This window comes from Actinosynnema sp. NPDC059797, from assembly GCF_042732085.1.
Lineage (GTDB): Bacteria > Actinomycetota > Actinomycetes > Mycobacteriales > Pseudonocardiaceae > Actinosynnema.
This window is the reverse complement of record NZ_JBHWIE010000006.1, coordinates 71,958-86,146: the sequence shown is the minus strand read 5'-3', so window position 1 is coordinate 86,146 and position 14,189 is coordinate 71,958. Positions and strand designations below refer to the sequence as shown.

10 protein-coding genes are annotated in these 14,189 nt (G+C 72.7%); 1 reads left to right on the top strand and 9 read right to left on the bottom strand.

Translation table 11 applies throughout. The features are described 5' to 3' along the window. Nucleotides 1-95 precede the first annotated feature (95 nt). The 7 genes from purH to ACFV4N_RS03855 all read right to left on the bottom strand — a co-directional run bounded on the left by purH (nt 96) and on the right by ACFV4N_RS03855 (nt 8,935). The gene (purH, locus tag ACFV4N_RS03885; protein WP_499670973.1) at nt 96-1,679 is read right to left on the bottom strand and encodes a bifunctional phosphoribosylaminoimidazolecarboxamide formyltransferase/IMP cyclohydrolase; all 1,584 of its coding nucleotides are present in this window, start codon (nt 1,677-1,679) and stop codon (nt 96-98) included. Continuing rightward, a complete protein-coding gene (purN, locus tag ACFV4N_RS03880) occupies nt 1,676-2,311 on the bottom strand; it encodes a phosphoribosylglycinamide formyltransferase (RefSeq protein ID WP_499670994.1) in 636 nt (211 codons plus the stop codon). Before purN ends, purH begins: the two co-directional genes overlap by 4 nt. Nucleotides 2,312-2,366: 55 nt before the next feature. Further along, complete coding sequence (locus ACFV4N_RS03875; RefSeq protein ID WP_499670972.1) at nt 2,367-3,953, bottom strand: cell division protein PerM; 1,587 nt, start codon at nt 3,951-3,953, stop codon at nt 2,367-2,369. A 101-nt stretch (nt 3,954-4,054) separates the two neighbouring features. Further along, entirely contained in the window at nt 4,055-4,714 is a 660-nt protein-coding gene (locus ACFV4N_RS03870; protein WP_499670971.1) for a DUF5336 domain-containing protein, read from the bottom strand. A gap of 174 nt (nt 4,715-4,888) precedes the next feature. Next, nucleotides 4,889-5,779: a succinate--CoA ligase subunit alpha gene (gene sucD, locus ACFV4N_RS03865; protein WP_499670970.1), complete on the bottom strand. Its 891-nt coding sequence runs from the start codon at nt 5,777-5,779 to the stop codon at nt 4,889-4,891. Nucleotides 5,780-5,781: 2 nt separating this feature from the next. After that, entirely contained in the window at nt 5,782-6,951 is a 1,170-nt protein-coding gene (gene sucC, locus ACFV4N_RS03860; protein WP_499670969.1) for an ADP-forming succinate--CoA ligase subunit beta, read from the bottom strand. Nucleotides 6,952-7,297: 346 nt separating this feature from the next. Then, the gene (locus ACFV4N_RS03855) at nt 7,298-8,935 is read right to left on the bottom strand and encodes a hypothetical protein (protein WP_499670968.1); all 1,638 of its coding nucleotides are present in this window, start codon (nt 8,933-8,935) and stop codon (nt 7,298-7,300) included. Between the two features lie 1,196 nt (nt 8,936-10,131). Between ACFV4N_RS03855 and ACFV4N_RS03850 the strand changes: the two genes are divergently transcribed. Then, the gene (locus ACFV4N_RS03850; protein ID WP_499670967.1) at nt 10,132-10,797 is read left to right on the top strand and encodes a M23 family metallopeptidase; all 666 of its coding nucleotides are present in this window, start codon (nt 10,132-10,134) and stop codon (nt 10,795-10,797) included. Here ACFV4N_RS03850 and ACFV4N_RS03845 read toward each other — a convergent pair. Together ACFV4N_RS03845 and pcrA are read right to left on the bottom strand one after the other, a co-directional pair. Further along, complete coding sequence (locus ACFV4N_RS03845; protein WP_499670966.1) at nt 10,787-11,119, bottom strand: hypothetical protein; 333 nt, start codon at nt 11,117-11,119, stop codon at nt 10,787-10,789. The two genes, ACFV4N_RS03850 and ACFV4N_RS03845, sit on opposite strands and share 11 nt — an antisense overlap. Before the next feature lie 613 nt (nt 11,120-11,732). Next, a complete protein-coding gene (gene pcrA, locus ACFV4N_RS03840) occupies nt 11,733-14,045 on the bottom strand; it encodes a DNA helicase PcrA (protein ID WP_499670965.1) in 2,313 nt (770 codons plus the stop codon). Nucleotides 14,046-14,189: the final 144 nt, after the last annotated feature.

Here is a 14,189-nt window from a genome sequence, read left to right as displayed (position 1 = left end):
AGGAAAAACCCGCCCCGAACATCACGCGTTCGGGGCGGGGCAAGGGTTTCACGCCGGTGAGGGCTCCCCGACCAGAGGAGCCCCCACCGCGACGATCAGTGCGCGAAGTGCCGCGTACCGGTCAGGTACACCGTCGCGCCGGCCGCCTCGGCCGCCGCGATGACCTCGGCGTCGCGGACCGAGCCGCCGGGCTGCACGACGGCTCGCACGCCGGCCTCCAGCAGCACCTCCAGGCCGTCCGGGAACGGGAAGAAAGCGTCGGACGCGCCCATCGCGCCCCGGACCCGGTCACCTGCACGGGTGACCGCCAACCGGGCGGCGTCCACGCGGTTGACCTGGCCCATGCCGACGCCGACCGTGGCACCGCCGGACGCCAGCAGGATCGCGTTGGACTTCACCGCGCGGCACGACCGCCAGGCGAACGCCAGGTCGGCCAGGCCCTGCTCGTCCAGCGGCTCGCCGCACGCCAGCGTCCACTTGGCCGGGTCGTCGCCCTCGGCCTCGATGGTGTCCGCGGTCTGGAGCAGCAGCCCGCCGGACACCGCGCGCGTCTCCACGCCGCCGCGCACCGGCTCCGGCGCGACCAGGATGCGGATGTTCTTCTTGCGCGTCAGCACGTCCACCGCGCCGTCGGCGTAGGCCGGGGCGATGATCACCTCGGTGAAGATCTCCGCGACCTGCTCGGCCATCTCCACGGTGACCTCGCGGTTGGTCGCGATCACGCCGCCGAACGCGCTCACCGGGTCGCACGCGTGGGCCTTGCGGTGCGCCTCGGCGACCGCGCCCGCACCGTCCAGGTCGGACACGGCGATGCCGCACGGGTTGGCGTGCTTGATGATCGCCACGCACGGCAGCTCGTGGTCCCACGCCGCCCGCCACGCGGCGTCCGCGTCGACGAAGTTGTTGTAGGACATCTCCTTGCCGTGCAGCTGCTCGGCGGTGGCCAGGCCGGGACGACCGTCGCCGGCGGTGTAGAGCGCGGCCCGCTGGTGCGGGTTCTCGCCGTAGCGCAGCACCTGCTTGCGTTGCCACGTCGCGCCGACCCAGCCGGGGAAGCCGGAGCCCTCGTCGTCCGGGGCCACGACGCTGCCCAGGTACGACGCCACGGCCACGTCGTAGGACGCGGTGTGCCGGAACGCGTCCACGGCCAGCCCCTGCCGGTCGGCGAGCGTGAAGCCGCCCGCCCGGACCTGCTCCAGCACCCACTCGTACCGGGCCGGGTCGACCACGACCGCCACGCTCGCGTGGTTCTTCGCCGACGCGCGCACCATGGCGGGCCCGCCGATGTCGATCTGCTCCACGCACTCGTCCGGTGACGCGCCGGAGGCGACGGTCTGCGCGAACGGGTAGAGGTTCACCACGAGCAGGTCGAACGGCGCGATGCCCAGCTCACGCAGGGTTTCCAGGTGCGCCTCGCGCCGGGTGTCGGCGAGCAGGCCCGCGTGCACACCGGGGTGCAGCGTCTTGACCCGGCCGTCGAGCACCTCGGGGAAGCCGGTCACGCTCTCCACCGGCGTCACCGGGATGCCCGCGTCGGCGAGGGTCCGCGCCGTCCCGCCGGTGGAGACGATCTCGACCCCGGCCGCGTTCAGGCCGGTGGCCAGTTCCAGCAGCCCCGACTTGTCGGACACCCCGATCAGGGCCCGACGAACCGGTCGCCTCTCGGCAGGAGTGGTCACGGGATGCTCACCTTTCGTCCGTCCACGGTGCAGCCCTCGCGGGCCAGGCGGGCGACCACGTCGACGAGCAGCCGCCGCTCCACCACCTTGATGCGCTCGTGCAGGCTTTCGATGTCGTCGTCATCGGTGACGACCACCGCCTCCTGGGCCAGGATCGGCCCGGTGTCCACGCCGCCGTCCACCAGGTGCACGGTCGCGCCGGTCACCTTCACGCCGTAGTCGAGGGCGTCGCGGACGCCGTGCGCGCCGGGGAAGGCGGGCAGCAGCGCGGGGTGGGTGTTGACCATCCGGCCGCCGAAGCGGGCCAGGAAGGCAGGTCCGAGGATCTTCATGAACCCGGCCGACACGACCAGGTCGGGCCGGTGCGCCTCGACGGCGTCGGCCAGCGCGACGTCCCAGGCGGCGCGGTCGGCGTGGTCGCGCAGCTTCACCGAGAAGGTCGGGACGCCCGCGCGCTCGGCGCGGTCCAGGCCGGCGATCCCGTCGCGGTCCGCGCCGACGGCGACCACCCGGACCGGGTAGCCGGGGTCGGCCGTCGCGTCCAGCAACGCCTGCATCAGGGTGCCGGAACCGGAGACGAGGACGACGACCCTGGCGGGGACGGGAAGCCGGAGTGTGGTCGCGGCGCTCAGCGTGCTCTCCTTGCTGGGGACTGTCACAGCAGCTCAAGAGCAGCCTAGGCGGTGGTCACCGGGGCTCGGCGGGCAGGTCCGGGTCGCGGTCGCCCGACTCGCCGGAGACGGGTTCGGCACGCTCCGGGTCGTCCTCCGGGTCGTCTTCCGAGCCGTCCTCGGGATCGGAGCGGGGACCGGGGTCCGAGCCGGAACCGGCGCGGTCAGCGTCGTCGTCATCGTCGGCGAGGACCTCGTCCGGATCGACTTCGGCGCCGTCCTCCTCGACACCGTCCTCCTCGGCGCCGTCCTCCTCGTACTCGTCGTCGTAGTCCTCGTCGTCGTACTCCAAGTCCTCGTCGCCGTACTCGTCGTCGGCGTAGTCCTCGTCGTACTCCTCTTCCTCGTCGCCCGCTTCGACCACCTCGTCCTCGGCGGCGTCCTCCACCGCGGGCTCCAGCACCGGCGCCGGCTCCACCTCGCGCGGCGGGCGCGGCCCGGAGAACCAGGCGACGACCCCGCCCGGCACCGCGACCCACCCCACCGTCAGCACGGCCAGCAACCCGGCCGGCACGGTCACCGGGTCGAACACCCCACCGCCCAGCGGACCACCCGCCACCGCGGCCAGCACCAGCGCGCCCACGCCCGCCGTGATCGCCGCGACCAGCACCGCCCGCACCCGCGACCGGGGCGCCGGGGCGGCGTCGCGCAGGGTGAACCCGGCCAGCACGCCGACCGCCCCGGGCAGCACGAGCACCAGCGGCAGCCAGGCCACCTGCTCCTCGGGCAGCGCGGCCAGCAGCGGCACGGCGGGCACCGCGCCGCCGGTGAACTCCAGTGGCGTCACCACGACCGGGCCGATGGAGAACCCGGCGCCCACGACGTACGACAGGGCGCCCACCACGGCGTTCGGCAGGTAGGCCAGGCACATCAGCCAGATCCCGAGGCCCGTGCCGATGGTGCCGCCGCTCTGGTCGAACAGCGACGCGGTGGTGGTCCAGGAGAGCGCCAGGCCCAGCGCCAGCACCAGCGCACCGGCCGCCGCCAGCGCGAACAGCACCAGCGCGCCCGTGCGCAGGCCGCGCCGGGCCACCGGGTCGACGCGCTCGAACACGACCTCCACCAGGCCGCAGCGCTGCGCCACGCCCGCCACCGCCGCCAGCCCGGACACCGCCGCGCAGCCGAAGAACGCCACCGCGGGTGTGGCGCGCACCGGCCCCTCGTCGCCCATCAGGAACGAGATCACCGCGCCGACCGCGGCGTGCGCGCCGGCGATGCTGAACACCACCGACCGCGCCTGGAGCGGCTCGAACAGGCCCAACCGGTCGGCCGTGCCCGCCGCCGCCCGGTACACCAGCAGCATCACCAGCGCGGTCGGCAGCAGCGGCAGCAGGCCGAGCTGGCCGCCGTCGAACCGCAGCGGCACGTGGTGCGCGGCCAGCCAGCCGGGCGCGGCCGCGGTCAGCACCCCGGTGGTGGAGAAGGACGCGTGCGCGGCGGTGGAGGAGATCAGCGCGAGCAGCGCGGCGACCGCGGCGTAGCCGACGACCACGGAGCCCGCGGCGGTCGTGGCGAGCACCCGCACCCGTTCCGCGCGGGAGAACTCGGGCGGGCGCACGGAGTCGGTCACCGCGCCGTGGGAAGTCGTCTGCAGCACCGGCACCTGTCCACTGTCGCAGTCGTGATGAGCCGTTCGGGTGAGGCACGCCGGACATGCGAGGAGGGGCGGCCCCGGTGTCCCGGTGCCACCCCTCCCACGCCTGGTCAGCCCTGCTGCTGGGGGCCGCCGAACCCGCTGGGCGGGGTGCCCTGGCCGGGCTGCGGCTGGTTGAACTGGCCGGGCTGCGGCATGTACGAGGTCGGCTGCGGCTGGTTGGGCTGCTGGCCCTGCTGCTGCTGCGGCGGCGCCTGCTGGCCGAACTGGCCGGACGGCGGGCCGAACTGCTGCGGGTGCTGGCCCTGCTGCGGGAACGCGCCGGACTGCGGGTTCCAGCCGCCCGGCTGCTGGCCGTACGGGTTCGCGGGCTTCGGCTGGAGCTTCACCACGCCCGCGTCCAGCAGGACCGCGACGATGACGGCGGCGGTCTGGAGCAGCGCGACGATCAGCAGCACGATCTGCATGCCCTCGACGTCGGCCTCGGTCTTCACGATGTCCTGGAGCAGGAGCAGCGTGGTGACCGCGGCGAGCACGGCGGCCGCGGGCAGCAGCCTCGGCGCCTTCGGCAGCACGGACAGGCCCGCCAGCACCGCGGCGGCCAGCAGGAACTGGATCTGCGACGAGGCGACGTCGTCCGCGAACGCCAGCAGGTAGGCGATCAGGCCCAGGCCCGCGGCGACCAGCGGGAGGATGAGGTTCAGGTTGACGCCCACCGCCGGCTGCGCCGGTCCCGGCTGCTGCTGAGGGGCGCCGTACGGCTGGGACATGGTGGTGTCTCCTCCAACTGCTGGACTGATCAGGTCGTCGACAGAACGCTAGCCGATGCGCACTCTCCGACGACGACCGGACTCCTGTGGTTCCCCCGGATGCGCTCTTGTACGCACTGGAGGCCACCTCCCCTCGGGAGGTGGCCTCCAGTGTCTGCCACGAACGAGCGAATGTCAGCCGATCGACTGCATGATCTCGCGCATCAGGGCGGCGGTCTCGGACGGCGTCTTGCCGACCTTGACGCCGGCGGCCTCCAGGGCCTCCTTCTTCGCCTGCGCGGTGCCGGCCGAGCCGGACACGATCGCGCCCGCGTGGCCCATGGTCTTGCCCTCGGGGGCGGTGAAGCCCGCCACGTAGCCGACGACCGGCTTGGTGACGTTCTCCTTGATGTAGGCCGCGGCCCGCTCCTCGGCGTCGCCGCCGATCTCGCCGATCATCACGATCGCCGCGGTGTCCGGGTCGGCCTCGAAGGCCGCCAGCGCGTCGATGTGGGTGGTGCCGATGATCGGGTCGCCGCCGATGCCGATGGCGGTGGAGAAACCGAAGTCCCGCAGCTCGTACATCATCTGGTAGGTCAGCGTGCCGGACTTCGACACCAGGCCGATCTTGCCGGCGCCCGAGATGTTGGCCGGGATGATGCCCGCGTTGGACTGGCCGGGGCTGATCAGGCCCGGGCAGTTCGGGCCGATGATCCGGGTCTTGTTGCCGGTGGCGACGGCGTGGGCCCAGAACGCGGCGGTGTCGTGCACCGGGATGCCCTCGGTGATCACGACGGCCAGGCCGATGCCCGCGTCGATCGCCTCGATCGCGGCGGCCTTGGCGAACGCCGGCGGCACGAAGATCACGGTCACGTCGGCGCCGGTGGCCTCCATGGCCTCGGACACGGTGCCGAACACCGGCAGCACGTGGCCGTCGAAGTCGACCTTCTGGCCCGCCTTGCGCGGGTTGACGCCGCCGACGATGGTGGTGCCGGAGGCCAGCATGCGCTTGGTGTGCTTGGTGCCCTCGGCGCCGGTCATGCCCTGGACGATGACCTTGCTGTCCTTGTTGATGAAGATAGCCATCGTCAGACCCCCGCAGCCGCGAGCTCGGCGGCCTTGTCGGCCGCGTTGTCCATAGTGTCCACCACGGTCACCAGCGGGTGGTCGGCCTCGGCCAGGATCCGGCGGCCCTCCTCCACGTTGTTGCCGTCGAGGCGGACGACCAGCGGCTTGGAGGCCTCGTCGCCCAGGATCTCCAGGGCCTTGACGATGCCGTTGGCGACCGCGTCGCAAGCGGTGATGCCGCCGAAGACGTTGACGAACACGGACCGGACGTCCGGGTCGTTCAGGATGATCTCCAGGCCGTTGGCCATGACCTCGGCGGACGCGCCGCCGCCGATGTCGAGGAAGTTCGCGGGCTTGACCCCGCTGTGCTTCTCGCCGGCGTAGGCGACCACGTCGAGGGTGGACATCACGAGGCCGGCGCCGTTGCCGATGATGCCGACCTGGCCGTCCAGCTTGACGTAGTTGAGGCCCTTCTCCTTGGCCTTGGCCTCCAGCGGGTCCTCGGCCTGCTTGTCGACCAGCGCCTCGTGCTCCGGGTGGCGGAAGCCGGCGTTCTCGTCGAGCGTGACCTTGCCGTCGAGGGCGACGATCTTGCCCTCGGGGTCGCGGACCAGCGGGTTGACCTCGACCAGCGTGGCGTCCTCGGACACGAAGGTGTCCCACAGCTTGACGATCACGTCGGCGACCTGGTCGGCCACCTCGGCGGGGAACTTCGCCGCCGCCACGATCTCGTCGGCCTTGGCGCGGTCCACGCCCTTGATGGCGTCGACGGGCACCTTGGCCAGGGCCTCGGGCTTGGTCGCCGCGACCTCTTCGATGTCCATGCCGCCCTCGACGGAGGCCATCGCGAGGAACGTCCGGTTCGCCCGGTCCAACAGGAAGGAGAAGTAGTACTCCTCCGCGATGTCGGAGGCGGGGGTCACGAGCACGCGGTGCACCACGTGACCCTTGATGTCCAGACCGAGGATCGCCTCGGCCTTGGTCTCGGTCTCATCGGGGTTCTCGGCGAGCTTGACGCCACCCGCCTTGCCCCGGCCACCCGTCTTGACCTGGGCCTTGACCACGACGGTCTGACCGAAGCGCTCAGCGATCGCCTTCGCTTCGGCGGGGGTGCTGGCCACGTCGCCCGGCAGTACCGGGACGTCGTGGGCGGCGAAGAGGTCCTTCGCCTGGTACTCGTACAGGTCCACTCGGGTCTCCTGCGACGTCGGTGTCGGACACCGCGTCCTCGCTGGTGCGGTCCTCGAAGGTCCGGCGCTCCAGGCTGGTGCCTGGTGCACCACGTACCAGGCATCACCTGGAACGCCGGCATAGCCGTGGGGGACCGGCTCGACGCGGCTGCGCAGAACACTATCGACCTGCCAGGACTACTCCGCACCCCACGCCCGTGAAGTCGGTCATAGAGGTGGTGAGGTCGATCACCACACCGATTCAGCACGACGCGCGCCGGCGCAAACGACGAGCCCCGCTCGTGTCCTCCCGCATGGCCTGCCCAGCGGCGAATGACCGTTTTCCCCTACTTCTTGTCTTTTGCGCTCAACGAGCCGTGCGGAGCGCCGCCGACACCAGGAACGCGACCGCGGCCCCGGCGGCCAACCAGAGCCCGGGCCCGGGAGCGGCGTCGACCGCCCTCCCCGCCGTCAACGGGTACTCCAGCGCCCGCACCGCCGTCACCAGGGACGCGCCCAACAACAACCCGGCGCCCTGGTTCGGCCGGGCCTTCAAGGCGATCCCGGCCGCGACGACCACCCACACCACCGCGAGCAGCAGCCCCCAGGCCCCGGCCTGGAAGCTGAACGCCCCGACCGGCACGTAGTCCTCGGCCCGCAGCACCGGCAGGCCGAACGCGCCCAGCGCCAGCAGGACGGCGATCAGCGTCCCGGCGATCAGCGGCAACGGCGGTTCGCCGACCGCCGAACCCGCCTCGTCCCGCTCGACCGACCCCGCCAACGCCGCCGTGAGACCCGCGGCCCCGGCCGCGACCACCGCGAGGACCGTGAACCACACCCCCGGCCCCGGCTCGACGGTCTCGACCTGCGTGGCGGCGAAAACGGCGTCGAGCGCGCCCGCGGCCGCCAGTGGAACGGTGGCCAGCGCGACGGCGAGCGTCGGCCGGACCGGCGCCCTCGCCAGCAGGGCCACGGCCAGGCCACCGGTGACGACCGCGGCCGGCCAGAGCAGGCGGGTGGCGTAGTCCGTCGGGGCCGACAGCCCCTCGGGCAGCACGAGCTGGTCGGTGAGGGCGCCCGCGAGGGCCGCGACCGCGGCGACCAGCCCCAGGCCGGCGGTGATGACGTGCAGGCGGCGCGGACCGGGCAGCTCGGGCTCGTGGACCCCTTCGCCGCCCTCCGCCTTGGCGGACTGCGGCCAGGCCAGCGCCACGGCGGCGGCCAGCACCAGGAACGGACCGGGCGCGAACCCCACCCGGTCCACGGCGAAGCCCGTCACCACGGGCGGGAGCGCCACCGCGACCAGGACCGCCGCGAGGCCGAGCAGGCCGCCCCGGCGGACCTCCTGCGTGGTGGCGCTCGCCGCCAGCACCGCCAGGACGGGCGCCGCGACCGTGAGCAGGAGGCCGCCGACCATCGGCAGGACCGCCGACTCGAACGGGCCGCGCGCCGGGATGAAGGCGTCGGTGGAGGTGAACGGAGCCGTGAACAGGCCGACCGCCGCGACCAGACCCGCCGTGGCCGGCAGGACGAACCCCGCGCGCTCGCTGCGCACGTCCGGTTCGACCAGGGTGGTCGCGGCCACCGCGCCGCCCGCGACCACCAGCACGTGGCCGGCGACGAGCAGCCACGCGCCGACCGCCGGGGTCAACGGCCCGAGGTCGGTCGGGAGGAACAGCTCGGGGCGCGAGGTGTCGACGGCGTCGACCACGACCTGGAGGTCGTTGAGCAGGCGACCGACCCCGAACACGGCGGGCGCGACGAGCACGGCCGCCGAGGTCGTCTCCTGGCCGCGCGCCAGCAGGGCGGCGGACAGGGCGACGGGCGCCAGGGCGAGGACCGCCAGCAGCGGCCAGGCGGTGAACGCGGGAGGAGCGGAGTCCTCGACCACCCCCACGACCGGGGCCACCGCCGCGAGCACCGAGCCCAGCGCGGCGAGCCCCACCGCCGCCCGGAGCCTCGTGAGCGTCGGGGTGACCGGTTCAGCGGTTCCGGATCGGATCACCGGTCGGACGCTAGCAAAGGCGGAACGGGGCCCGCGCGGGCGTTCGAGCGGGGCCTGACCCCGGCAAACCCCAGGCGACGTGCCCCCGGGAATAGACCGCGCGCCTCCACGGGTTGGACCGCCTGCCACCTCATTCACTCGTATGGGTGGATCCGGGACAGCGACTGGTCGGGGCAGGAGCCGGCCCGGGGTGGCAGCGCTCGGGGGAGCGTTCGAAGACCTGGGGGTGTTGTTCGAACCACCGTTCCGCCTGGTGAGGCCCAGGGCGCCGACCACGCGCCGGCACCCGCCCACCAGCAGTTGCCAATCAGCAATTGCCGGTCGAGGGCCATCCGGAGCCGCCACGGCGCGACGCCGCGCCGGCGCCCGCCCGTTTCGGCCGCGAACCGGACGGGCACCCCGATCGTGCCGGTGCACGGCATACGGGGACGACGCATCCGCCTTCGCAGTGCTGTCGGGGGTGCTGCGGAGGCGGGACTTCGGGGCAGGACGAAGCGGGCACGACAGACCGGGGCGCACAACCGGGTCACCACAGACCGGGGTCACTACAGAGCCGGGGTCACTACACACCGGGGTCACTACACACCGGGGCACCACACCGCAGGGCGTCACACGCCCCTCGCGGCAGAGCAGCGCACGCCTCCTCGGCGAGCGGCCGCCGCGCCACCCGGTTGGAGCACTCGGTGTTGGTCGCCCCGGAGCACCGGATACGTGATTCAGGTCACCTTCCCCTCACGATTTGGCAGCACCACCCCCACCTCATTGTGAGCGCCATCACACGTTCGCGTGACAACCACAATCACCCCATCGTGCCTGCACGCTCGGGGTTTAGTAGCGCTGTCATGACCTAAAGTCACCGGCCGTATGCCGAGTAGTCCACCTGACCGCTAATCGGTAGAGATCGGCACCGGGGATTGCCCTTAAGGGCTCCGCCCCGTTACTGTCCCCGGGTCCGTTGTCACGGTCTGGTCACAACCAGGACAACGAGTCGGTACCCCGACCGGCTCACCCGGGATCCCCCGCCCGGTGTCCGACCGGACTCCCCGAAGACGGAAGGTCAGGTTTTGTCTCGACACCGCTCCCCCGGCGGCCATACGAGCTCGATCGCGCTCGAAGAGGCAGTGGAACACGCCTCGACGCGTGCGGTGGCCACGCACCGGCTCCCGCCGCCGCCTTCGGCGCTGCGCGGACGGATCATGGTCGCCGCGGTCGCCGTCGGCGCCTTCGCCGCCGCAGGCGCCGGGCAGACGCTCCACGCGCTGGGCTCCGACTCGCCGAGCACCTCGGACGAGGTGACCCCCCTCGCGAACGCCGCCGAGGGCGCCGCCGCGTTCGGCGTCGGCGGCACCGCCCCCGCCGCTCCGCAGGTCCTCCCCGTCGCGAAGACGGTCGACGCGGCCGCCGAGGCGCAGAAGCTCGTCAAGAGCCAGCAGATCACCCAGGACCGCGAGGCCGCCGCCGCCGAGGCGGCGCGCCCCAAGTTCGCCCGCCCCGCCGCAGGGGTCTTCTCCTCCGGCTTCGGCGGTCGCTGGGGCACCATGCACTACGGCATCGACATCGCGGGCCCCATCGGCACGCCGATCCTCGCCGCCGCAGATGGTGTCGTGATCGAGGCCGGTCCGGCAAGCGGTTTTGGCCTGTGGGTCAAGGTCGAGCACGCCGACGGCACGGTCACCGTCTACGGGCACGTGGACACCTACTCGGTGGAAAGGGGTCAGCGGGTCAAGGCGGGCGAGCAGATCGCCCGGATGGGCAACCGCGGCTTCTCCACCGGTCCGCACCTGCACTTCGAGGTCTGGGACGCGGGCAGCCGCAAGATCAACCCGATGAACTGGTTGAACTCCAAGGGCATCACCCTCTGACCTCGCGGTCGAACGCCCCGGCGCCGCGGTCGACATCGTGGTCGGCACCGCGGCCGGGCGTCGCGACCCAGCGGTCGAGTGGGTGCCGGTGCACGAAGTAGGCGCAGGCCACCCGCCACACCGCGCACATGCGACCGCGCTCGGCGCACCGCCGGCACCGTCCGGCGGGCGTGCGCCGGTGCACGCGCAACAGAGCCCGCCACGCCGCGGCCAACCGCCGGGCCTCCAAGCCCAGCGCACCACCGCGCGCACCCAGTCGGTCAACCGCGTCCAGGTAGCCCTCCACGCGCTCGTCCAAGAGCCGGGCCAAGACCTCGTCCACACCGCGCACCTCCACGTCGTCCGCTCAGGTGTGGATCAAACACCCGAGCACCGACAATTCCCGGACGTCGCCGGGCGGAGCTGCGGAAACAAGGACCGGGTGCCGGCGCGAGCAGCGGGGCCGCCCCCAAAGCCGGGTCACCCCGAAAGCCGGGCCGGCCAAGAAGCCGGGCCACGCGGGAAACCGGGCCACGCGGAAACCGGGCCGACCGGGAAACCGGGCTACCCAGGAAACCGGGCCGGCCGAACGGGAGAAACCGGGCCGCCGAAGCGACCCGGCCCACCCCTCGTGGAACCGCCCCCTGGTGATCCCCACCGTGGTCCCACCCGTGATCCCCGCTGCGGTAGCCGCCCCGACACGGGTCCCGCGTTCCCCCTCACCACGACAGCGGCTCCCCGATCACCGAACGCCCCGAACGCCCGGCCATCCCGCTTGTGGCACCCCTAAAGACGCGCACGGTTGATCCGGGTTGCCCCGGAATCCGGCTCAACCCGAACAAGTGAAAAACCGACCCGAACGAGGGCGATCAGGCCCTGCGGACCCAGCCCTGCGAACCAGCCCTTCAGCCGCCAACCCGGGCCACCGAGCCCGGCCACCGGCCCGCCCGAGCTCCTCAGAGCTTCACGAGCGGCACCCCGCCGATGAGCATCAGCCGGACCGTCCCGGCCCCGCCGAAGTCGATCGTCGCCGTGGCGCGCGGCCCGGAGCCGTCCACGGCCACCACGCGCCCCAGCCCGTACTTGTCGTGGCTCACCCGGTCGCCCACGTCCAGCTTGATCGCGGGCGTGTCCTTCCACTGCGCGTTCGACGGCGCGGGCCGCGACGACGTCGCCGAGCGGCCCCACGACGTGGGCGCGGACGGCGCCGAGCGCTTCGGCTCCAGCCGCCGCCACTCGACCAGGTCGGCCGGGATCTCGTCGAGGAACCGCGACGCCGGGTTCGCCGCCGGCTGCCCCCACGCCGAGCGCACCAGCGCCCGCGACAGGTACAGCCGCTGCTGCGCCCGCGTGATGCCCACGTACGCCAGCCGGCGCTCCTCGGCCAGCTCCACCGGGTCGCCCAGCGCCCGCATGTGCGGGAAGACGCCGTCCTCCCAGCCCGTGCAGAACACGACCGGGTACTCCAGGCCCTTCGCGGTGTGCAGGGTCATCAGCGTGACCACGCCGTCGGACTCCGCGTCCGGCACCGAGTCCGCGTCGGCGACCAGCGACACCCGCTCCAGGAACGCCGCCAGCGAGCCCTCCGCGGGCAGCCCCTCGTCCTCCTCCGGCACCGGCACCGCCGCGCCCAGGTCGGTGAACTCGCGGGCCACCGTCACCAGCTCGTTCAGGTTCTCCACGCGGGAGTGGTCCTGGGGGTCGTCGCTGGCCTCAAGCTCGGCCCGGTAGGCGGTCTTCTCCAGCACCGCCTCCAGCACGTCCGCCACGTCGTCGCCGCGCTCGACCAGCTGCCCCAGCTCGTCCATCAGCTCGACGAACCCGGCGATCGCGTTGCGCGACCGCGGGTTGAGCAGCGGCACCTTGCCCGCCACCGCGTCGCGCAGCGCCACCGCGAAGCCGACCCGCTCCCGCTCGGCGTGGGCGGCCACGCACGCCTCCGCGCGGTCGCCGATGCCGCGCTTGGGCACGTTGAGGATGCGCCGCAGCGAGACCGTGTCGTCCGGGTTGGCCAGCGCCCGCAGGTACGCCAGCGCGTCCCGCACCTCGCGCCGCTCGTAGAACCGCACGCCGCCGACGACCCGGTAGGGCAGGCCGAGGCGGATGAAGATCTCCTCGAACACGCGCGACTGGTTGTTGGTCCGGTAGAACACGGCGATCTCGCCGTTGTTCGCCTCGCCGGAGTCGACCAGCCGGTCGATCTCGTTGGCGACGAACTGCGCCTCGTCGTGCTCGTTGTCCGCGACGTAGCCGACGATCTTCTCGCCGTCGCCCAGGTCGCTCCACAGCCGCTTGTCGCGCCGGTCCGGGTTGCGCGAGATGACCGCGTTCGCGGCGCTCAGGATGGTCTGCGTGGACCGGTAGTTCTGCTCCAGCAGGATCGTGGTGGCCTGCGGGTAGTCCCGCTCGAACTCCACGATGTTGCGGATGGTCGCGCCGCGGAAGGCGTAGATCGACTGGTCGGCGTCGCCCACCACGCACAGCTCGCCGGGCGGGACGCCGTCCGCGCCGGTGCCGACCAGTTCCCGGACCAGCGTGTACTGCGCGTGGTTGGTGTCCTGGTACTCGTCGACCAGCACGTGCCGGAACCGGCGGTGGTAGTGCTCCGCCACGTCCGGGTGGTCCTGGAGCAGCTCGACCGTCCGCATGATGAGGTCGTCGAAGTCCAGCGAGTTCGACTCGACGAGCCTGCGCTGGTAGCTCTCGTAGACCTCGGCGACGCGGCGCTCCAGGTCGTTGGCGGCCCGGTCCTTCGCGGTCGCGGCGTCCACCAGCTCGTTCTTCAGGTTCGAGATGTGGACGGCCAGCGTGCGGGCCGGGTAGCGCTTCGGGTCGAGGTCCAGGTCGCGGGCCACCAGCGTGATCAGCCGGCGCGTGTCGTCCGAGTCGTAGATCGAGAAGTTGGACGACATGCCGAGGGTCTTGGCCTCGCGGCGCATGAGCCGGACGCACATCGAGTGGAACGTGGACACCCACATCGAGCGGGCGCGCGGGCCCACCAGGTCGGCCACGCGCTCCTTCATCTCGGCGGCGGCCTTGTTGGTGAACGTGATCGCCATGACCTCGCCGGGGTGCACCCCCCGCTCGGCGAGGAGGTGGGCGATGCGGCGGGTGAGCACGCGGGTCTTGCCGGACCCCGCACCCGCGACGACCAGCAGCGGCGTGCCCGCGTGCTCGACGGCCCGGCGCTGGGACGGGTTGAGGTCGTCGAGCAGCCGCGCGGTGCGGGAGGAGGGGGGACTTGAGGGCAAGTCGAACAAGGCGCTCATCGCCTGTCCACGTTACCCGTTGCCCCCGACAGCCCGGTGGCTGTGGCATGATGTGGTCGTGCTCGCGGCCAACTTCTACTTTTTCTACGGGAACCGGACTCCGGCTCCCGTGGACCGCTAGCGCGACCAAGCCACCACGAAGCC